The sequence below is a fragment of the Thermococcus eurythermalis genome (assembly GCF_000769655.1).
Taxonomy (GTDB): Archaea; Methanobacteriota_B; Thermococci; order Thermococcales; family Thermococcaceae; genus Thermococcus; species Thermococcus eurythermalis.
The window spans coordinates 88352-108565 of record NZ_CP008887.1 but is presented as its reverse complement, the minus strand read 5'-3'; the positions used below and the strand labels follow the sequence as shown (position 1 = coordinate 108565).

The following is a 20214-nucleotide window of genomic DNA, read 5'->3' as shown; positions in this document are numbered from 1 at the left end:
CAATTAATGGAGGGTTCACGATGTTCCCGCACGAGGAGAAGCTCATCCGCGAACGGCTCGGCAGGGAGCCGAATGAAATAGAGAAGGCGATGCTCGAAGTGATGTGGAGCGAGCACGCCTCCTACAAGTCGAGCAGGCCCTGGCTGAAGCTCCTGCCGACCGAGAACGAGCACGTGATTTTGGGCCCTGGTGAAGATGCCGGGATAGTGAAGTTCGACGACGAAACGTGGGTTGCCGTCGGAATCGAGAGCCACAACCACCCATCGGCCGTCGAGCCCTACGGCGGTGCCGCCACTGGAGTCGGGGGAATAGTGAGGGACATACTCTGCATGGGTGCAAGGCCGGTCGCTCTCCTTGACCCCATACGCTTCGGCCCGCTGGAGAAAGAGAGGAACCGCTATCTCTTCGAATACGTGGTGAAGGGGATAGCCGACTACGGCAACAGGATAGGCGTCCCGACCGTGGGGGGCGAGACCGAGTTCGACGAGAGCCTGGATAACTACACGCTCGTCAACGTCGCCTGCATCGGCCTCATGAGACCTGAACACCTCGTCCACAGCTACGTGAGCGAAGCGGGCCTCAAGCTCATCCTCGTCGGCAACAGGACGGGGAGTGATGGAATTCACGGCGTAACCTTCGCGAGCGAAGAGCTGAGCGAGAACGCGGAGGAGGAAGACCGCTCCGCGGTGCAGATTCCAGACCCGTTCACGGAGAAGCTGTTGATTGAAGCCACACTTGAGGCCGTTTACACCGGAAAAGTGAAGGCCCTCAAAGACTTGGGCGGCGGCGGTCTGACCTGTGCCGCCTCGGAGATGGCGGGGAAGAAGGGCTTCGGCGCGGTTGTCTACGCCGACAGGGTTCCGCTCCGCGAGCCGGGGATGACGCCGACCGAGGTCATGATTTCGGAGAGCCAGGAGAGGATGCTTTTCGCGGTTAAGCCCGAGGACGTCGAGGAAATCGGGAGGATTTTCGAGGAGTACGGGCTTGAGTGGACTGTTGTCGGTGAAACAATCCCAGAGCCGAGATTCATCGTCTACTGGAGGGGCGAGAAGGTGGCCGACCTGCCGGTCGACCTGCTCTCCGATGTGCCCACGATAGAGTGGGAGATGAGGCCCTACAGCGCCGAGAGGCCGGTCAAAACGCCGGACGTTTCGTTTGGAGAAGCCTTTGACATCGTCTGGGGCAGTCCGAACATCGTGGGCAAGCGCTGGATATGGGAGCAGTACGACCACGAAGTCCAGGGGAGGACGGTCCTCAAGCCAGGAAGGGACGCGGCGGTGCTCAAGATTAATGAGGAGTACGGGCTCGCCTTTGTGGCGGACGGTAACCCGAACCACAGCTACCTCAACCCCTACCACGGCGCGATGGGTGCCGTTGCAGAGGTCGTGAGGAACTTAGTCAGCGTCGGGGCAGAGCCTCTGGCGCTTGTGGACAACCTCAACTTCGCCTCGCCCGAGAGGCCCAAGGTCTACTGGAGCTTCGCCGAGACTGTGAAGGGCCTTGCCGACGCGGCCAGGGCCTTCGGCCTCGCCTATGTCAGCGGGAACGTCAGCTTCTACAACGAGGTCGTTGACAGGCCAATAAAGCCCACCCCCGTGGTTGCCGGCCTCGGGAAGGTTAAGCTTGAGGAGATTCCTTCAGGAGGCCTTGAGGAGGGGCTCCTAATCGGCGTTGTCGGCCTAACGAGGGCGGAGCTCGGTGGCTCCGAACTGCTCACGAGGCTTGAAGTTGATGGGGGCTTTACCCCGCGCGTGAACCTGGAGGAGGAGAAGGCCAATGCTGAAGGGGTTCTCAGGGCGGTAAGGAAGGACCTCATCAAGGCCGTCCACGACGTGAGCAGGGGAGGAATAGTTGTAGCTCTGGCAGAGATGGCCGTTGCGGGGAACACCGGCTTTACTGCTGACCTCTCAAAGGTTCACGCGGAGACATCGAGCCCCCTTGAAGTGGCCTTCAGCGAGAGCCACGGGCGCTACATAGTGGCCTTCCCCGAGGAGAACCTGGACGAGCTGAGGGGCCTGTTTAAGCACTTCGCGGTCGTAGGAAAGGCCGGCGGAAATGAAGCTGCCTTCCTGTGGGGTGGAAGGGAGCTCCTCAAGAGGCCCCTCCCCGAGCTGAAGGCCGTCCACGAGTCCCTTCCAAAGCTCCTGGGTGAGGAGGAATGAGGGTAGCGACATATGCCTCTCACTCCGCCCTTCAGATTTTGAGGGGGGCGAAGCAGGAGGGCTTTGAGACTATAGCTTTCGGAAAGGCCCGGGTTAGACTGCTCTACACGAAGTACTTCCCTGTGGCGGATTACTTCATCGAAGGGGCATACCCGGAGGAGGAGTTGCTTGAGCTCGATGCCGTGATAGTTCCAACCGGCTCCTTCGTGGCGCACCTCGGCGTTGAGCTCGTCGAGAAGATGAGAGTTCCCTACTACGGCAACAAAGAAGTCCTGAAGTGGGAGAGCGACCGCTCGCTGGAAAGGCGGTGGCTTGAGAAGGCAGGGTTGAGGCTCCCGAAGGTCTATGAAGACCCCGACGACATAGACGGGCCGGTGATTGTCAAGCCCTTTGGGGCAGGAGGAGGAAGGGGCTACTTCCTGGCCAAAAACAGCGGGGACTTCTGGAGAAAAGCTGAGAGACTTGGCGTTAGGGACAAAGAGGACTTGGATAGGGTTCAGATTCAGGAGTACGTGGTGGGCGTCCCGGTTTACCCCCACTACTTCTACTCCAAGCTCAATCGCGAGCTTGAGCTTATGAGCGTGGACAGGCGCTACGAGTCGAACGCCGACGCGATAGGCAGGATTCCGGCGAAGGAGCAGCTCGGCCTGGAGCTTGAGACGAACTACACCGTGGTGGGCAACATTCCGATAGTTCTCCGCGAGAGCCTGCTGATGGACGTCATTGAGGCCGGCGAACGGGTTGTCAAAGCGGCGGAAGAGCTCATGGGCGGCCTCTGGGGGCCTTTCTGCCTTGAGGGAGTCTTCACGGAAGATATGGAGTTCGTGGTCTTCGAGATTTCGGCCAGGATTGTGGCTGGGACGAACCCCTTCGTGAACGGCTCCCCCTACAGCTGGCTCCGCTACGACTACCCCGTCAGCACAGGAAGGCGGATAGCGATGGAGCTGAGGGGGGCGCTTGAGGAGGACAGGCTCGGTGAAATTTTGACGTGAAACTGTCTAATCTCTCCCCGGATAAGTTTATAAATTGACTTCCTGATGGTTGGCAAAAAGGTGGTGCCCATGTGGGAGAAGTTCATCGAGGAGAAGGTTGAGGAGATTAGGGAAACGGTTGGAGATGGAAAGGCGATTATAGCGCTCAGCGGTGGCGTTGACAGCTCTACTGCGGCGATTCTAGCACACAGGGCGATAGGGGACAGGCTCCACGCGGTCTTCGTGAACACGGGCTTCCTCAGGAAGGGTGAACCGGAGTTCGTCATAAAGACGTTCAGGGACGAGTTCGGGTTAAACCTCCACTACGTTGACGCCCAGGAGAGGTTTTTTGAGGCGCTTAAGGGCGTTACCGACCCGGAGGAGAAGAGGAAGATAATCGGCAGGGTCTTCATCGAGGTCTTCGAGGAGATCGCGAAGGAAATCAACGCTGACTTCCTTATCCAGGGCACGATAGCCCCTGACTGGATAGAGAGCAAAGGCAAGATTAAAAGCCACCACAACGTCGGCGGCCTGCCCGAGAGGCTCAACCTCAAGCTCATAGAACCGCTCCGCGACCTCTACAAGGACGAAGTGAGAGAGCTGGCAAAGGAGCTTGGCCTCCCTGAGAAAATATACAACCGCATGCCCTTTCCGGGGCCGGGATTGGCAGTTCGTGTCCTTGGGGAGGTCACACCGGAGAAGGTGGCCATCGTAAGAGAGGCAAACGCCATAGTCGAGGAGGAAATCGAGAAGGCGGGGCTTAAGCCCTGGCAGGCCTTCGCAGTCCTGCTCGGCATCAAGACCGTCGGCGTTCAGGGCGACATCAGGGCCTACAAGGAGACGGTAGCGGTCCGCGTCGTTGAGAGCCTCGACGGCATGACCGCCAGCGCGATGAATGTACCTTTTGACGTCCTTCAGAGGATAGCCTTCAGGATAACCAGCGAGATTCCAGAGGTCGGAAGGGTGCTCTACGACATCACCAACAAGCCCCCTGCAACCATTGAGTTCGAGTGAAGGTTTATTTATCTCCATTTCTAACTTTAACCGGTGAGAGTATGGGCGAAATCATCGAGGTCATATACGAAAATGGGGTGCTGAAGCCCCTCAAACCCCTCAAGCTGAAGGAGGGCCAGAAACTCAGAGTGAGGATTTACAGCGGGGATTTCCTTGAGCTTACGAGAGAAATGCGGAAGAAAGTGACGCCTGAGAGATTTAAAGAGGGCCCAACGGACTACCTCCTGAAGCTCAGGGAGGAGGGGACATGAGAGTAGTCATTGATACATCAGTCGTGTTTCATCTGTTCTCCGGCTTTTATCCGGAAAGGACTAAAGTCGCCGAAAGACTCATAGAGCATGCACAGCTCGGCTTTGTAGAGCTCTACGCCCCGAGGCTGGGGGAAGTTGAGTTCGTCGCGGTTCTTTCACGATACTTTGACCGAGAGCAGGTTGAGAGAGCCCTCGCCTATTACAGCGAAATAGTCGCGTGGGTTCCAGAGGAACTGCTCATCGAGGAGCTTCGAGAGGTAGCTTTTCAGACCCACCACCGAGCGTCTGATATCTATTTTATCGCAACCGCCCGCTACCTCGATGCAGTCCTCGTTACTAACGACATAAAAATGGCCGAGCTGGCCAGGTCTCTTGGGTTAAAGGCTTTCTATCTTGTTGAGGAACATGAGGAGTTCTTCAACCTTTTGGGGGTGAGCTCATGATAGTCATAATGGACAACGGGGGCCAGTACGTCCACAGGATTTGGAGGACTCTCCGCTATCTCGGTGTAGAGGCCAAGATAGTCCCCAACACGACCCCGCTTGAGGAGATAAAGGCGATGGAGCCGAAGGGCATAATCTTCTCCGGCGGGCCCGATATAAACAAGACCGGCAACTGCGAGGCGATACTTGAGCACTACGACGAGTTCAACGTCCCTATCCTCGGTATCTGCCTTGGCCACCAGCTCATAGCGAGGCACTTCGGCGGGAAGGTCGGTAGGGGTGAGAAGGCCGAGTACAGCCTCGTTGAGATTGAAATCCTCGAAGAGGACGACCTTTTCAGGGGCTTTCCAAAGAGGTTAAAGGTGTGGGAGAGCCACATGGACGAGGTCAAGGAGCTTCCCAAAGGCTTCAAGCTCCTCGCGAGGAGCGAGACCTGTCCAGTTGAGGCTATGAAGCACGAGAGCCTTCCGATTTACGGCGTCCAGTTCCATCCCGAGGTCTCCCACACGGAGCGTGGGGCAGAGGTCTACAGGAACTTCGCGAGGCTCTGCGGGGAGCTCTAGCTCAGCTAGTCGGTCCTCTCTTCATCTTTCCGCAACGGATTTACTCATCATCGCCCCGCACTATCTCAAGGGAGTACGTGACCTCGGCACCGCTCATCTTGATGTGGGCCGAGGCGGAGCAGTACTTGTCCTGGCTGAGCTCTATTGCACGCCTCGCCTTTTCTTCCTTGACGTCACCATAAATCCTGTAGTGGATGTTAACCTTTGTGTAGACCCTTGGGTGTTCTTCCCTTCTCTCTCCCGAGATTTCGACTTCCAGGCCTTCAATCGGCTCGCGCATCTTCTTGAGAATCATCATGACGTCGTAGGCCGTACAGCCAGCGACGCTGAGGAGCAGGAGCTTCATGGGGCTGATTCCGCCCTCTCCAAGGACTATGGAGCACCCTCCGTCTTCTATTGAGCCGATGAACTGCATCCCTTCGACCCACTTCACACGGCCTTTCACGCTCATGCCATCACCGTAACCATTACGTCTGGATTTTTAAAGCCCTTCCCCAACTTTCTCCCATGTACATCCGTCCCTTCGACCCCTGGAAGTCAGAGCTCTGCACGTGCCCCTTTAAGTACACCCTCAACGTCTACACCGGCTGTGACCACGCCTGCGTCTACTGCTACATAACCAGCTACATCCCAAGGGCCTTCCGCGTCAGGACGAAGGAGAACCTTCTGCCCAGGCTGGAGAAGGAGCTGAGGAAGTTCGACAGACGTTATATCATAGCCCTGTCCTACTCCTCCGACCCGTATCCGACGGTGGAGCGCGAGCTCGGGATAACGCGGAAAGTTCTTGAGCTGTTCAGGCGCCACGACGTCCGCTGTCTCCTCCTGACGAAGTCAGACATCTTTGAGCGCGACATAGACGTACTGAGCGAGCTCCGCTGTGCGGTCGGAGTTACGGTGACGACCGTTGACGAGCGTAAGGCCAGGCTCCTTGAACCGAACGCTCCCTCTCCGAAGGCCAGAATACGGGCCCTTAGGAAAGCCAGGAAGGCCGGGATACCAGTTTACGCGAGGATAGACCCAATAATTCCTTTCTACACGTGGGAGGACTTCGACGAGACCCTCGATGCCCTGAGCTTTGTGGGCCACATAACGGTCTCGACGCTTAAGCTCAGGCCGGACTCAAAGAAGAGAATGTTCGCCAAGTTCTCCGAGCTGATGGAAAAGCTGTGGCCCCTCTATGAGAAAGGAGAGAGAATAGGTGGCTACTATTACCTCCCAAAGGAGCTCCGCTTCAGAATTCTCAGGGAGGCAGAAAGGAAAATAACCGAAAGGGGCATCACGTTTGGTTCGTGTCGAGAAGGCTACCGCTCGCTTCCGAGCTGTGACGGCTCTCATCTTGTTCCTTAGCCAGCTCTTCACGGATTTCCGCCTCAATGGCCCTCCTCATAACCTCGTTGTTCTCCTCGTGCTTCCTGAGGGACGCTTCAACGAGGGCCTTGTAAAGGGCCAGCATCTCTGGGAGGTGCTCGGGCTGCCACTGGACGCCAATAACAAAGCCATCGGTTGCCTCTATGGCCTCAATGAGTCCATCAACAGCAAAGGCGACCTGCCTGAGGCCCTCGCCTACCCTCTTGACAGCCTGGTGGTGGAAGCTGTTGACCCACGTCCACCCATCGTTTGTGCCCTCGATGTTGAGGGCCCCGCGGAGAATGGCGTACAGGAGGGAATCTGCCTTCACCCTGACTGTGTGGAGCCTCTGGTCAGGGGCCACTGATTCGAACCTCCAGTCGTGCTTTATGGCCTTGGGAATTTCGTAGATGTCCTGGTAAAGCGTCCCGCCGAGGGCGACGTTTATAACGTGCATTCCCCTCCCAACGCCGAGTGTGGGGATGTTTGCCCGGGTTGCGAGCTTCACCAGCTCAATCTCAAACTCGTCCCGCAGAACGTCGACTTCCCTGATGCTCGGTGAGGGGTCTTCCCCATAGAACCTGGGGTGGACGTCTGGGCCCTCAATGAGAAGTATTCCATCTGCGACTTCTATGACGTCTTCAGGGTCTGTTTCGGGGCTGAACACTGCGGGAAGGCCCCCCGCCTGGATGATGCGTTTCAAATGGGCCCTTCCAGCGGAAACTGACTCGCTCCAAGGAGAACCTATGATTGCTATCAGCGGCTTCATGTCACCACCAAGTAAGTGTGAAAAGAAAAGAGGGTAAAAAGCTTTCCCTATCCCCTCACTTCCCGAGGGCCTTGATTTCCTCTTCTATGACCTCGGCGAGCCTCCTGACGCCTTCGCGTATCTTCTCTTCGGGCACGTAGGTGAAGTTCAGGCGCATCGTGTTCTTGACGTCGCGGTGGGCGAAGAACGCCTCGCCGGGGACGTAGGCGACGCCCTTTGCGACGGCCTTCTCCATCATGAGCTTGGTGTCTATGCCCTCTGGGAGGGTAACCCAGATGAACATTCCTCCGTCCGGCCTGGTCCACTCGACGCCCTCGGGCATGTACTCTTCGAGGGCCTCGAGCATCGCATCGCGTCTTGGCTTGTAGAACTCGATGACCTTCGGGATGTGCTCGTCGAGGTAGCCGTCGGCGACGTACTTCCAGGCGATGACCTGTCCGAACGGGTTGGTACAGAGGTCAACGGCCTGCTTGGCTATCTCAAGCTTCCTGATGAAGTGCGGGTGAGCGGCTATCCAGCCAACCCTGAAGCCGGGGGCGAATATCTTTGAGAACGTACCGAGGTAGAAGACCCTGCCCTCGTCGTCGAAGTGCTTTATCGGCGGAATGGGCTCGCCTGAGTAGCGGAGCTCGCTGTACGGGTTGTCTTCTACGATGAGGAAGTCGTACTCCTTAGCCAGCTCTACGAGGTGCTTCCTCCTCTCCAGGCTCATTGTGACTCCTGCGGGGTTCTGGAACGTGGAGACGGTGTAAACGAACTTGACCCTCTTGCCCTCGGCCTTGAGCTCCTTCAGCTTCTCCTCAAGGATATCAACCCTCATTCCGTTGTGGTCCATGGGAATGCTGAGGAACTCTGGGTCATAGTACTTGAAGGCGTTGAGGGCCGCGAGGTAGGTCGGCCCCTCGACGACGACTATGTCTCCCGGGTTTATGAAGACCCTTCCGATGAGGTCAAGGGCCTGCTGGCTACCGGAGACGATCATAACCTCGATGTCGCTGGCGGGGATTCCGTAGCGCTTCTCCATCCACTCCGCGAGCGTGAGGCGGAGCGGTGTGAAGCCGAGGGTGGTGCCGTACTGGAGAGCCTTATCAGCGTGGTGGGTGAGGACTTCCTGGGTTATCTTCTTAATGATCTCAACCGGGAACGTCTCCGGGGCCGGCAGGCCCCCGGCAAGGCTTATGACGTCGCTCGTCTCGACGAGCTTGAGGAGCTCCCTAACCTCTGAAGCCTTCATCTGGAGGGCTTTCTCCGAGAAGAATAACTCAAAGTTAAGGGTTCCAGGGGCGGGGTTTCCTTCGGGTTTTCCACTCATATCAACCACCTCTTAATGAACAGATTTGGTCACGTCACCAATTCTATACACTAAGAACTTCTGGTCTTTCATTATAAACCTTTCCCAACTCTCCGATTTTGTCTTTACAAACGTAAATACTGCCTCTCGGGAAAATTTTAGGTCATCTAAGGACTTTTGGGCGCATTGATGTCCGGAAGGTGTCTCCAATAATCTCAAGCTGTTTTCAGAAAATCTTCAGAAAAAATATAAACCCTCATTCCAAAACCTGAGTTTACCCGGAGGTGACGACGATGCCAGTGGTGAAGGAAGTACTGGAGATAGCGGAGAAGATAAAGAACATGGAGATACGCGGTGCAGGAAAGATAGCCCGTTCAGCGGCCTACGCGCTCCAGATACAGGCCGAGAAGAGCGGTGCCAAGACGGTTGATGAGTTCTGGAGTGAGATGAAGCAGGCCGCGAAGATACTCTTCGAGACGAGGCCCACAGCTGTTTCCCTCCCCAACGCGCTCCGTTACGTGATGCACAGGGGCAGGATAGCTTATTCGAGCGGCGCCGACCTTGACCAGCTCCGCTTTGTTGTCATCAACGCCGCCAAGGAGTTCATCCACAACTCCGAGAACGCCGTCAAAAGGATAGGCGAAATCGGTGCGAAGCGCATAGAGGACGGCGACGTCATAATGACCCACTGCCACAGCAAAGCGGCAATAAGCGTCATGAAGACCGCCTGGGAGCAGGGCAAGGACATAAAGGTCATCGTCACCGAGACGAGGCCCAAGTGGCAGGGCAAGATTACCGCCAAGGAGCTGGCTTCCTACGGTATTCCAGTTATCTATGTCGTCGACAGCGCGGCGAGGCACTACATGAAGATGACCGACAAGGTCGTCATGGGAGCCGACAGCATAACGGTCAACGGCGCGGTGATAAACAAGATTGGAACGGCCCTGATAGCGCTCACTGCAAAGGAGCACCGCGTCTGGACGATGATTGCCGCTGAAACCTACAAGTTCCACCCCGAGACAATGCTCGGCCAGCTGGTCGAGATAGAGATGCGCGACCCCTACGAGGTAATCCCGAGAGAGGAGCTTGAGACCTGGCCGAAGAACATCGAGGTCTGGAACCCGGCCTTCGACGTTACCCCGCCGGAGTACGTTGACGTCATCATCACCGAGCGCGGTGTAATCCCGCCGAGCGCGGCCATAGACATCCTCAAGGAGGAGTTCGGCTGGGCCCTCAAGTACACCGAACCCTGGGAGGATTAAAGGAGCTCCTCAAGCATTTTTCTTTCGTTTTCGTTTCTTAAATTGAGCAGGTATATAACCACACCCTCTCCGTTTCTTGCTTCTTTTCCGCGGTAAACATCTTGTGCAAACGTTAGGACAAACGCTTTTTTGGTGTTGAATTTCAGTGCCCCTGTCTTGGCGGAGTTTGGGAGGTGGAGGTCTTTTCTTCCAACGGGTTCTCCCTTGATAGTGAACTCGTGCACTTCAACGGGTACCTTTTTGGACTTCGCTTTGATTATCCTCAACAGCGAGAAGAATTGGGGGTAGATTCTTTTTCGCCGAATCTTCTGCCTGACGGCCTCAATGTGTCTGGAGTATTCTTTCGCAGTCTCTTCGTTGAGTACGAGAATCACAGTATCACTGCTGAGGAGTTTGATAAGAACCTCATAAGCGGTCATTGTCTCCTTGTCTGAGCGGATGTTTTTCTCGGCCTCAAGGGCGTATCTAAGCACATTGGTATCTACAACTGCCACGATCAGCATTTTAATCACGCCTTGAGCCAGTCAAGGAATGCATCAATGTCTGCTTCAAGGAAGTCAGAAAGGTTCCCTTCGAGGCTTCCGTCTTTGTGGACTCTCATTTTTTCAAATACTGACTTTCCGTTCTCCTTCCTCGTGGAATATATGGTGAGTTCGTCTGGCTTCAGGCGCTTTCCAGAAACAGCGTTCAGCAGGCCGTAGAGGAGGTGCTCCGAGTGGGTCTCGATTATCAGCTGGTGGTTTCTTTTCTCGGATACCATTAAGAGAAACTCGGCGAGCTCGTACTGGAGTTTGGGGTGGAGATGCATCTCTGGGTGTTCTATAAAGACCGTGCTTCCTTTCGGATAAAACGAGAGGGCAACGACTATTGGGAACAGAGCCGCCAAACCGGCTCCCGCATCGGCGAGATTTACATCAACCCCTTCCGATGTTGTTGCTATGATTTCGTATTCGTTCTGTCTTTCAGTGGGGACCCATCTAACATCATGAAGACCGTAGCGGGAGTAGAACTCCCGTATCATTTTGATGTTCTCCTTAAACTCGGTGCGGTAGCAGGCGTAGTAAAAGAGTTGGTGTGCATTGGTCGTATCAATATTGTATGTATTGCCGGTAACACCATGTAAGCGTCGTTCAATTTTCCGATTCGCCTTCAGTATGTGGAGGATACGTGAAATCTCAACGTCGACAGAGGATTTTAAAGACGCCTGTGTAATAATCTTTCTTTCTCCCTGTTCTAGAGATAGTCTGACCTCGATAGTGGAAATGATGGAATTTTCGAATTCTCCTGATATCAGGATCTCTCTGTTGGTTTCATGATTATAAACAAGATTGCCAAAAAATGCCATGCTTTCAAGTTTTTCGATAATCCTGTTGTTGGATACGTGAGTGGCTATTGAAGACACGTACTTCTTTGTAAACCCCATGATTTCCGCACTCTCAAGCACAGAGCTTTTACCGCTCCCATTCGGCCCGATAAGCAGGTTTATTTTCGAGAAGTCGAGCTCGGCTCGTTCTATTGATTTGTAGTTCTCAATGGTGAGCTTAGTGAGCATAATCTTTCCCCCGCGCTTTTATATGGGCCCAAAGTTATTTAAGAATTTGTCCGCAAGGATTTAAAACGAGCAACCCTTTTTATACCCCAGAAACAAAAACTTGGAAGGTGATGATGATGAAAGTTTACATTGCCGAGAACGTCAGGGGCATTTACGCCTTCGACGAGAGCGGGAAGCTCATCGCGAGCAAACTCTTCAACGGAAAGCCAGAGACAAGCCTCGACAGGCTTTTGAAGGGAGAACCGAGCGACGAGCTGATTGCCCTCCTCGACGAGCTGAAGGGAGAGGGCTACGAAGAGTTCATCGTGGAGGACACCGAGCTGAGCAGAAAGCTCAAGGAGCTCGGCTACAACGCAACAGCTGAGTTCCCGAACCTTGCGGGAGAAAAGCTCCGCTCAAGCCCGGAAGAGTTCCTCGGCGATAACTGGTTTGACGAGTACTACACCGTTGGCGTTGCATTAACGAGGCTCCGCATACAGGAGCAGAGCGGTGCGCGCGATAAGATGATTATACAGGCCATCGAGGCGCTCGATGACATTGACAAGGTCATTAACCTGCTCGTTTCGAGGCTGAGGGAGTGGTACGGACTTCACTTCCCAGAGCTCGACGAGATATTGCCCAAGCACCCGCAGTACGTTGCCTTCGTCAAGGAAATTGGTCCGAGAGAGAACGTGAGCAGGGAGAAGCTTGAAAAGCTCGGCTTCTCGGAGGGCAAGGTTGAGAAAATTCTCAAAGCGGCCGAGAAGTCCATGGGAGCACCGCTCGGCAAGTTCGACAGCGAAATCATAAGGAAGCTCGCCAGCGAGATTTCCGACCTCTACAAGCTGAGGGAGCAGATTGAGGACTACCTTGAGACAGCGATGGACGAGGTGGCTCCAAACCTGAAGGCCCTCGTCGGTGCAAAGCTTGCCGCTCGCTTGATGAGCCTCGCTGGAGGCCTTAAGGAGCTCGCCATGATGCCCGCCTCGACGATACAGGTTCTTGGAGCCGAGAAGGCCCTCTTCAGGCACCTGAGAACTGGTGCCAAGCCGCCCAAGCACGGCGTCATCTTCCAGTATCCGGCCATAAACCGCTCACCGTGGTGGCAGAGGGGTAAGATTGCGAGGGCATTGGCTGGAAAGCTGGCCATAGCGGCGCGTGTTGACTACTTCTCCGGCGAATACATCGGTGAGGAGCTCAAGAAGGAGCTTGAGCAGAGAATCAAGGAAATCAAGGAGAAGTACCCGAACCCGCCCAAGAGGAAGGCCAAGCCGGAAAAGAAGAAAAAGAAGAAGTTCAAGGGCAAGGACAAGAAGGGCAGGAAGGAGAAGAAGGGTAAGGGCAAGCCCGATAAGAAGGGTAAGAAGAAAAAGAAGGGCAAGAGGTGAGGTAGATGAAGGTTAAGAAGCACAGGTTCCCGGGCGTTTACATAGTCATTGACGACGACGGGAGTGAGAAGATAGCCACCAAGAACCTCGTCCCCGGCCAGAGGGTTTACGGGGAGAGGGTTATCAAGTTCGAGGGCGGGGAGTACAGGATTTGGAACCCGAGCCGTTCAAAGCTCGGTGCGGCAATACTCAACGGCCTCAAGAACTTTCCGATTAAGCCCGGCTCAACGGTGCTCTACCTCGGAATAGCGAGCGGAACCACCGCTTCCCACGTCAGCGACATCGTTGGCTGGGAGGGCAAGATATTCGGCGTCGAGTTCTCGCCGAGGGTTCTCAGGGAGCTCGTCCCGATAGTCGAGGATAGGAGGAACATCGTCCCGATACTCGGCGATGCTACCAAGCCCGAAGGCTACCGCGCACTCGTTCCAAAAGTTGACGTCATCTTCGAGGACGTTGCCCAGCCGACTCAGGCGAAAATCCTCATCGACAACGCCAAGGTGTTCCTCAAGAGCGGCGGCTACGGCATGATTTCGGTCAAGAGCAGGAGCATTGACGTCACCAAGGAGCCGGAGCAGGTCTTCAAGGAGGTTGAGAGGGAGCTCGCGAGCTACTTTGAGGTCGTCGAGAGGCTTTCCCTTGAGCCCTACGAGAAAGACCACGCGCTGTTCGTAGTGAGGAAGCCTTGAGGCTTTCCTTTTTGAACTTTTAGGCCCTTTAAATTTTGAAAAGAAAATCGGAGCATCAATCCCTTTTTGGCAGGTTCGGGATTATCCAGCTCAGGAAACCGTCCATACTCCTCGTCTGTATGTACAGAGTCCCGGTGCCGTAGAACTCGGCAACAAGCCCTTCTCCGCTGAGGAGAGTGCTCTTCAGTCCGCCGACCCGCTTCACCGTGAAGTCCAGGCCCTCGCTGAAGGCCACGAGGTGTCCTGTGTCTATGATAAAGCGCTCGTTGTGGAGCTCCTTTCTGACTATGGCCCCAAAGCTTGAGAGGAATACCAGTCCCCTTCCGCTCATTTTGAGGAGGAACAGTCCTTCCCTGCCGAAGAACGTTTTCGCCCCTCCCCATTTCGTGTCTATACTTATTCCCTCACTGCTGGCTAGAAAGGCACCGCTCTGTGCGTAGAGCGTTCCATCGAGCTCAAAGGCCTCAATGTCTCCAGGATACGGTGGGGCAAGCCCCACGGTTCCGGGCCCTCCTTCGGCACGGAACGTGTTTATGAAGAAGCTCTCGCCGCCGAGCATTGAGCGCTTCAGCGCCCCAAAGATGCCACCTTTTGCTTTCGTCTCGAGCTTTATCGTGGGGCTCATATAGACCATGGCCCCGCTCTCGGCCTGAATGCTCTCTCCAGTGTTGAGCTCAACCTCAAGCACCGAGAAGCTCGGCCGGTGTTTAATTTCGTACTTCATGCAATCACCAGTTTTAATTTTGTCCAGTGGTATATAGCGGTTTCTATCGCTGATTGCCGAAAACTCCTTTTACTTTCACCGAAAGGCTTTTATAAGGCCCTATTTAACCTTTGGCGAAGTCACGTTCAAGCGTTTGTAGGTGATGCCCATGAGGAAACTTCTGAAGCCGAAGAGGGAAGTGGGCATCGTCGGCTACGGTGCCTACGTTCCGGTGTATAGAATCAAGGCCGAGGAGATAGGAAGGGTCTGGGGTGTTTCGAGCTTTCCAATCGAGGAGAAGGCCGTTCCCGGCCTCGACGAGGACGCGCTCACCATAGGGCTCGAAGCCGCCAGAAACGCTCTCAAGAGGGCAGGCATTGACCCCAAGCTCATAAGGGCGGTCTGGTTCGGCTCGGAGAGCAAGCCCTACGCGGTAAAGCCGACCGGAACGGTTATAGCCGAGGCAATCGGAGCAACGCCAGACGTCAGCACGGCCGACTTCGAGTTCGCCTGTAAGGCCGGAACCGAGGCTTTGCAGACTGCCATCAGCTTCGTAGGTTCAGAGATGGCCGACTACGCGATGGCCATCGGTGCCGACACCGCCCAGGGAAGGCCGGGAGACCACCTTGAGTTCACTGCCGGAGCCGGAGGTGCCGCCTTCATAGTTGGTCCCAAGAGCTCCGAGACGGTTGCCTACTTCGAGGGAAGCTACTCCTACGTTACGGACACACCAGACTTCTGGAGGCGCCAGCACGAGCACTACCCGAGGCACGGAAACCGCTTCACCGGTGAGCCTGCTTACTTCCACCACATAATCAACGCGGCCAAGACCCTCATGGAGGAGCTTGGCCTTACAGTCAACGACTTCGACTACGCCGTCTTCCACCAGCCGAACGTCAAGTTCCCGCTCACCGTCGCGAAAATCCTTGGAATCCCAAAGGAGAAGGTTCTCCCCGGCCTGCTCACCGGCAAGATTGGAAACACCTACAGTGGTGCCACTATGGTCGGCGTTTCAGCGGTTCTCGACATAGCCAAGCCCGGCGACAGGATTCTGTGGGTCTCCTTCGGTTCTGGCGCTGGAAGCGACGCCTTCAGCGTTGTCGTCCAGGACGCCATTGAGGAGAAGCGCGACCTAGCTCCAAAGACCATGGACTACGTGAACAGGAAGAAGTACATCGACTACGCCCTCTACGCGAAGGCGAGGAGGAAGTACATAGTGTGAGGTGGTCGAGATGAGGAAGGCAGTCATAATCGGTGCCGGTATGACCCCGGTTGGTGAGCACTGGAAGCTCGGGCTTAGGGACCTCGCAGTCGAGGCGCTCCTCAACGCGATGGACGACGCCGGGATTGACAAGGTTGACTCCCTCTACGTCGGAAACATGATATCCGGCCCCCTTGTGGAGCAGGAGAACCTCGGTGCGCTAATAGCCGACTGGGCCGGCCTCGGCAACATTCCGGCAGTTAAAATCGAGGCTGCCTGTGCATCTGGCGGTGCCGCTGTTCAGGAAGGTGTTAAGGCCGTCCTCAGCGGGCTGGAGGATGTTGTCGCTGTCGTTGGCATTGAAAAGATGACCGACGCCTGGCCGAGCGACACCACCCGGTACCTCGGATACGCGGCCGACGCCGAGTGGGAGCTCTTCCACGGGGCGAGCTTCGTGGCTTTGAACGCGCTCGTGATGCGCTACTACATGAAGACCTACGGCTACACCGAGGAAGACCTTGCGCTCTTCGCGGTCAACGCTCACGCCAACGGAGCCAAGAACCCCTATGCGATGTTCAAGAGGCCCATTAAGGTCGAGACTGTTCTCAAGAGCCCCTACATAGCCGACCCGCTCAAGCTCTTCGACGCTTCGCCAGTCTGCGACGGTGCCGCCGCCGTCATAATCACCACGCCCGAGAAGGCGGAGGAGCTCGGCGTCCCGAAGGAGAAGTGGGTCGAAGTTGCTGGAATGGGAAGGGCGATAGACACCATTAACCTCGCCAACAGGGAAGACCTGCTCACCCTCAAGGCCGCAAAGATTGCCGCCGAGAGGGCCTACAAGATGGCCGGCGTCGAGCCGAAGAACATCGACTTCTTTGAGGTTCACGACGCCTTCACAATCATGGCCGCGCTCAGCTTGGAAGCCCTCGGCGTCGCGAAGAAGGGTGAGGGGGCAAAGCTCGCCAAGGAGGGCCAGATAGCGATTGACGCGGACTACCCGATACAGACGATGGGCGGACTAAAAGCGAGGGGCCACCCGGTTGGAGCCACCGGCGTTTATCAGACGGTCGAAGCAGTGCTCCAGCTGCGCGGTGAGGCGCCAAGCCAGGTTCCCGACGCTGAGGTTGGCCTCACCCAGAACATCGGTGGAACCGGCTCGAACATAACCGTTAGCATATTCAGGAGGGTGTGAAAATGAGCCGCCCGATGCAGGTTTCCCGCTACTGGAGGCACTTCCGCGAGAAGTACCGCCTCATAGGTGGAAAGTGTGAGAACGGCCACGTCTTCTTCCCGCACAGGCAGGTTTGCCCCGTATGTGGCTCAAGAAACGTTGAGGAATACGAGTTCAGCGGAAAGGGCAAGGTCATCAGCTGGACGATAGTGAGGAACCCACCGAGCGGGTTCGAGTACTACAAGCCCTACCCGCTTGCCCTCGTCCAGCTTGAGGATGGCCCGATAGTCCTCGCCCAGCTGACCGACGTTGACCCGGAGGAGATAGACTTCGGCATGGAGGTCGAGGTCGTCACCAAGAAGATACGGGAGTTCGAGGAGGACGGAATTATCCTCTACGGCTACAAGTTCAGGCCTCCAGTGAAGTGAGGGGCGCTTTTCGCCCTTTTAATACTCTACTCCTCTTTTGTTTTCCTGTTCTCGGGTTTTAGAAGGATTGTTGTATCCCAGTGTGCCGTCGGCCAAGCAAATCAAAAAGAAGCAGAGGCCGTCATGCCTTTTCAATCTTCATCTTGTCCCCGTTCTCGAACTCAAGCTCAAGCTTTCCTTTCTCCATCCTGACCTTCACGCCGTCAACTACCGCGTCTATCTTCCCGTCCTTGACCTCGACGCCGAGCATCTCCGCGACTTCTTCAACGCTCTTCAGCCTTCCGCTCATCGTCGTTTCGAGGGTTTCACTTCCTTCTATCGTGACCCTGAGCTTTCCTTTCCCATCTCTAATGAAGCTCTCCTCTTTCATGTTCCTCACCTTGTCGGGACTTGGCGGATGAATGCACGGCATTGCAACCACCGATAAAACCACTTTTCCTTACTCACTTATCACCTTTTCCTTCTAACCATCCTCACCCAGATGCCGTGCTTTCCGACCTCTCTGAAACCGTACTCCTCGTAAAACCTCTTTGCCCGCTCGTTCTTCTCGCCGACCCAGAGCTCAATATCTTTTCCGCTGAGATATTCGAGGCACTTTTTCATCAGCTTGTGACCTATCCCCTTCCCCTGGAACTTTTTATCAACGACGAACTCGTGGATTGCCCCGACGGTTCTGCCCTCGTACTTGCTATACCAGTCGTTGTCGCAGACTATGAAGCCCGCTATTTCGTCGCCGACCTTTGCAACAAAAAAGCCATCCCTGGCCTTGCCCCAGCACCAGTGGAGGTAGCGCTTCGCGTAGCTCTCCCCTTCACCGCCGTACTCGCGCATTCCCTCATAGCCCCGCATGTATATCTCAACGAGCCGTTCCAGAGTGCTCTGGTCGAGCTTCTGAAGCTTCTCTATCTTTACTTCTTCCCTCTCTGTCATCAGTTTAAATTGGGGGTGGGATTTAAAAAGCCTGACCCCCAAGCCTTTAGTGGAGCAAGAAGGTGGTAGCTATGAGCAAGGCCAAGCCCCGCTACTGCGAGATCTGTGGGGCCCCAATAAAGGGTCCTGGCCACAGGATAAGGCTCGAAGGTGCCGAGGTTCTTGTCTGCGACCGCTGTTACGAGAAGTACGGCCGAAAGAAGTCCGGCTTCAGCATAATGCCCACGGGAAGGGAGCCGAGGAGGAGGGTAGCCCCAGCCCCAAGGCCGAAGAGGGAGCCGAAACCCTACCGCGAGAGACCGCTCTACACCGAGGAAATAGTCGAGGACTTCGCCGAGAGGGTCTACAAGGCAATACAGCGCTCCGGCAAGAGCTACGAGGAGCTGTCCCACGAGATTGGACTTTCGGTGAACGATTTGAGAGCCATAGCGCACGGCTACCGTGAGCCAACCATTAAGGAGGCCCGGAAGCTTGAGAAGTACTTCAAAATAACGCTCATCGAGACCAGCGGAGAAGAGATAACTGAGAAGAAGGTTATCCCCAAGGACTACGAACCGACCCTCGGGGACATCGCCAATATCAGGATAAGGAAGAGGAAGAAGTGAAAACTAAAGCTCCTCGAACTCCCACTCTTCCTTTTCCTTCCGCTTCTCGGCCTTTCTCTTGACTTCCTCGGCTTTAGTCTTCTTCGGCGGGTGGAAGCCCCTGAGCTTCTCGAAGGTGCCCCACAGGCGCATGAGCTCTTCCCAGACCTCTGTGTCCGGTGGTATTACCAACACATGGGCAGGCGGGTGGATGTCCATCAGCCTGCCGATGGCCTTCCTTGGGGGGAGGTCAATCTGGGCAACGACGTGGGCCTTAAAGCGCTTCCTCGGCTTCTCGCCGCTTATCTTCTCAAAGGCCCAGTCAGAGAGCGCGGGGGGTATGATTCTCGGGTCACCGCGAATCTTCATGCCACCGTATCTCACGAGGTCGGCCAGCGCAATACTCGCCTTCTGGAAGTTGTCCGTTCTAACTAACACTATCGTGTTTCTCATAGTCTCACCTGGAGAGGGTTGCACGAACTGCTTATAAACCTGCCCTGTTGCGTACAAAGTTACAAAGTCTTTAAATATTGGAAAAGCGTAAAGACAGTGTCAAAACCAGTGAGGTGAAGGCTATGGATCCGCTGAGCGGATTTTTCGGCTCGCTCCTGTGGTGGCTGTTCTTCATGTATCTGCTGTTGTGGCCGCAGATGCAGTACAGGGGGCTGCAGGTAGCGAGGGCCAAAATGCTCCAGCAGCTTTCCAGAAAACGCGGTTCGACGGTCATAACCATGATACACAGGCAGGAGAGTATAGGGCTCTTTGGAATCCCCGTTTATAAGTTCATCAGTGTCGAGGACAGTGAGGAAGTCCTCAGGGCGATAAGGGCGGCACCGAAGGACAAGCCAATAGACCTTATAATCCACACGCCCGGCGGTCTCGTTCTTGCCGCCACCCAGATAGCAAGGGCATTGAAAGACCACCCTGCCGAGACGCGCGTTATAATCCCCCACTACGCCATGAGCGGTGGCACGCTGATAGCACTCGCCGCCGACAAGATAATAATGGATCCACACGCCGTTCTTGGGCCGGTTGACCCCCAGCTGGGACAATATCCGGCCCCGAGCATCATCAGAGCCGTTGAGAAGAAAGGTGCAGACAAGGTAGACGATCAGACACTTATCCTTGCAGACGTTGCCGAGAAGGCCATAAAACAGGTGCGGGACTTCGTGTTCTACCTGCTCAAGGACAGGTATGGAGAGGAGAAGGCGAGGGAACTCGCCCAGATACTCACCGAGGGTAGGTGGACGCACGACTATCCAATAACCTACGAGCAGGCTAAGGAGCTCGGACTTCACGTGGAGACGGACGTGCCTGAAGAAGTCTACGCGCTGATGGAGCTCTACAAACAGCCCATCAGGCAGAGAGGGACGGTAGAGTTCATGCCCTACCCCGTTAAGCAGGAGGGCAGTGGCAAGTGAGCCCTTTATTTTTTGAATCTTTTTAGTTACCGAAAGTTTTAAAAACTTCATGTTTCTAAAATGGGCCGGTCTTTCAAGCATTAAAAACTGATAAGGAG

Annotated in this window: 24 protein-coding genes; 15 read left to right on the top strand and 9 right to left on the bottom strand. The window is 55.4% G+C overall.

Features of this window, described 5'->3' with window-relative positions; genetic code table 11:
• Window positions 1-20: 20 nt before the first annotated feature.
• From purL to TEU_RS00630, 6 genes are all read left to right on the top strand, one after another.
• A complete protein-coding gene (purL, locus tag TEU_RS00655) occupies window positions 21-2162 on the top strand; it encodes a phosphoribosylformylglycinamidine synthase subunit PurL (protein ID WP_050001949.1) in 2142 nt (713 codons plus the stop codon).
• Window positions 2159-3154 carry a formate--phosphoribosylaminoimidazolecarboxamide ligase gene (locus TEU_RS00650; protein WP_050001948.1) on the top strand — a complete coding sequence of 332 codons (996 nt, stop codon included), beginning with the start codon at window positions 2159-2161 and terminating at the stop codon, window positions 3152-3154. The genes purL and TEU_RS00650 overlap by 4 nt, the downstream gene beginning before the upstream one ends.
• Window positions 3155-3223: 69 nt before the next feature.
• Window positions 3224-4147 carry a glutamine-hydrolyzing GMP synthase gene (guaA, locus tag TEU_RS00645; RefSeq protein WP_050001947.1) on the top strand — a complete coding sequence of 308 codons (924 nt, stop codon included), beginning with the start codon at window positions 3224-3226 and terminating at the stop codon, window positions 4145-4147.
• Window positions 4148-4188: 41 nt separating this feature from the next.
• Window positions 4189-4398 carry an antitoxin family protein gene (locus TEU_RS00640; RefSeq protein WP_050001946.1) on the top strand — a complete coding sequence of 70 codons (210 nt, stop codon included), beginning with the start codon at window positions 4189-4191 and terminating at the stop codon, window positions 4396-4398.
• Window positions 4395-4841, top strand: a complete 447-nt coding sequence (locus TEU_RS00635; RefSeq protein ID WP_050001945.1) for a type II toxin-antitoxin system VapC family toxin — start codon at window positions 4395-4397, stop codon at window positions 4839-4841. The genes TEU_RS00640 and TEU_RS00635 overlap by 4 nt, the downstream gene beginning before the upstream one ends.
• A complete protein-coding gene (locus TEU_RS00630) occupies window positions 4838-5404 on the top strand; it encodes a GMP synthase subunit A (RefSeq protein ID WP_050001944.1) in 567 nt (188 codons plus the stop codon). The genes TEU_RS00635 and TEU_RS00630 overlap by 4 nt, the downstream gene beginning before the upstream one ends.
• A gap of 40 nt (window positions 5405-5444) precedes the next feature.
• Here TEU_RS00630 and TEU_RS00625 read toward each other — a convergent pair whose 3' ends face one another.
• Complete coding sequence (locus TEU_RS00625) at window positions 5445-5855, bottom strand: OsmC family protein (RefSeq protein ID WP_050001943.1); 411 nt, start codon at window positions 5853-5855, stop codon at window positions 5445-5447.
• 56 nt (window positions 5856-5911) lie between these two features.
• Here TEU_RS00625 and TEU_RS00620 point away from each other — a divergent pair, with 56 nt between their 5' ends.
• Entirely contained in the window at window positions 5912-6751 is an 840-nt protein-coding gene (locus TEU_RS00620; protein WP_050001942.1) for an SPL family radical SAM protein, read from the top strand.
• On the opposite strand, the gene TEU_RS00615 is transcribed toward TEU_RS00620, so the two are convergent.
• Together TEU_RS00615 and TEU_RS00610 are read right to left on the bottom strand one after the other, a co-directional pair.
• Window positions 6681-7520 (bottom strand): gamma-glutamyl-gamma-aminobutyrate hydrolase family protein, encoded by an 840-nt coding sequence (locus TEU_RS00615; protein WP_050001941.1) that lies wholly within the window; start codon window positions 7518-7520, stop codon window positions 6681-6683. The genes TEU_RS00620 and TEU_RS00615 overlap by 71 nt on opposite strands.
• Window positions 7521-7575: 55 nt before the next feature.
• Entirely contained in the window at window positions 7576-8832 is a 1257-nt protein-coding gene (locus TEU_RS00610) for an aminotransferase-like domain-containing protein (RefSeq protein ID WP_050001940.1), read from the bottom strand.
• A 272-nt stretch (window positions 8833-9104) separates the two neighbouring features.
• On the opposite strand from TEU_RS00610, the gene TEU_RS00605 reads away from it, so the two are divergent.
• Entirely contained in the window at window positions 9105-10073 is a 969-nt protein-coding gene (locus tag TEU_RS00605) for a ribose 1,5-bisphosphate isomerase (RefSeq protein WP_050001939.1), read from the top strand.
• On the opposite strand, the gene TEU_RS00600 is transcribed toward TEU_RS00605, so the two are convergent.
• Complete coding sequence (locus tag TEU_RS00600; RefSeq protein WP_050001938.1) at window positions 10070-10576, bottom strand: hypothetical protein; 507 nt, start codon at window positions 10574-10576, stop codon at window positions 10070-10072. The genes TEU_RS00605 and TEU_RS00600 overlap by 4 nt on opposite strands.
• A gap of 5 nt (window positions 10577-10581) precedes the next feature.
• Entirely contained in the window at window positions 10582-11625 is a 1044-nt protein-coding gene (locus TEU_RS00595; RefSeq protein ID WP_050001937.1) for an AAA family ATPase, read from the bottom strand.
• Between the two features lie 116 nt (window positions 11626-11741).
• Between TEU_RS00595 and TEU_RS00590 the strand changes: the two genes are divergently transcribed.
• A complete protein-coding gene (locus tag TEU_RS00590; RefSeq protein WP_050001936.1) occupies window positions 11742-12992 on the top strand; it encodes a C/D box methylation guide ribonucleoprotein complex aNOP56 subunit in 1251 nt (416 codons plus the stop codon).
• Window positions 12993-12997: 5 nt separating this feature from the next.
• Complete coding sequence (locus tag TEU_RS00585) at window positions 12998-13678, top strand: fibrillarin-like rRNA/tRNA 2'-O-methyltransferase (RefSeq protein ID WP_050001935.1); 681 nt, start codon at window positions 12998-13000, stop codon at window positions 13676-13678.
• A gap of 55 nt (window positions 13679-13733) precedes the next feature.
• On the opposite strand, the gene TEU_RS00580 is transcribed toward TEU_RS00585, so the two are convergent.
• On the bottom strand, window positions 13734-14402 hold the full coding sequence (locus TEU_RS00580; protein WP_050001934.1) for a TIGR00266 family protein: 669 nt from the start codon (window positions 14400-14402) through the stop codon (window positions 13734-13736).
• Window positions 14403-14550: 148 nt separating this feature from the next.
• Between TEU_RS00580 and TEU_RS00575 the strand changes: the two genes are divergently transcribed.
• The 3 genes from TEU_RS00575 to TEU_RS00565 are packed head-to-tail and all read left to right on the top strand — an operon-like array spanning window position 14551 to window position 17181.
• A complete protein-coding gene (locus TEU_RS00575) occupies window positions 14551-15603 on the top strand; it encodes a hydroxymethylglutaryl-CoA synthase (RefSeq protein WP_050001933.1) in 1053 nt (350 codons plus the stop codon).
• A gap of 10 nt (window positions 15604-15613) precedes the next feature.
• Window positions 15614-16774 carry a thiolase domain-containing protein gene (locus TEU_RS00570; protein ID WP_050001932.1) on the top strand — a complete coding sequence of 387 codons (1161 nt, stop codon included), beginning with the start codon at window positions 15614-15616 and terminating at the stop codon, window positions 16772-16774.
• Between the two features lie 2 nt (window positions 16775-16776).
• On the top strand, window positions 16777-17181 hold the full coding sequence (locus TEU_RS00565; RefSeq protein ID WP_050001931.1) for a Zn-ribbon domain-containing OB-fold protein: 405 nt from the start codon (window positions 16777-16779) through the stop codon (window positions 17179-17181).
• Window positions 17182-17302: 121 nt separating this feature from the next.
• Here TEU_RS00565 and TEU_RS00560 read toward each other — a convergent pair whose 3' ends face one another.
• Together TEU_RS00560 and TEU_RS00555 are read right to left on the bottom strand one after the other, a co-directional pair.
• Entirely contained in the window at window positions 17303-17593 is a 291-nt protein-coding gene (locus tag TEU_RS00560) for a hypothetical protein (RefSeq protein WP_050001930.1), read from the bottom strand.
• Between the two features lie 38 nt (window positions 17594-17631).
• On the bottom strand, window positions 17632-18111 hold the full coding sequence (locus tag TEU_RS00555; RefSeq protein ID WP_050001929.1) for a GNAT family N-acetyltransferase: 480 nt from the start codon (window positions 18109-18111) through the stop codon (window positions 17632-17634).
• Between the two features lie 71 nt (window positions 18112-18182).
• On the opposite strand from TEU_RS00555, the gene TEU_RS00550 reads away from it, so the two are divergent.
• A complete protein-coding gene (locus TEU_RS00550) occupies window positions 18183-18716 on the top strand; it encodes a multiprotein bridging factor aMBF1 (protein WP_050001928.1) in 534 nt (177 codons plus the stop codon).
• 3 nt (window positions 18717-18719) lie between these two features.
• Here TEU_RS00550 and TEU_RS00545 read toward each other — a convergent pair whose 3' ends face one another.
• Complete coding sequence (locus TEU_RS00545; RefSeq protein ID WP_050001927.1) at window positions 18720-19148, bottom strand: DUF356 domain-containing protein; 429 nt, start codon at window positions 19146-19148, stop codon at window positions 18720-18722.
• Window positions 19149-19270: 122 nt separating this feature from the next.
• Here TEU_RS00545 and TEU_RS00540 point away from each other — a divergent pair, with 122 nt between their 5' ends.
• A complete protein-coding gene (locus TEU_RS00540; protein WP_050001926.1) occupies window positions 19271-20116 on the top strand; it encodes an SDH family Clp fold serine proteinase in 846 nt (281 codons plus the stop codon).
• Window positions 20117-20214: the final 98 nt, after the last annotated feature.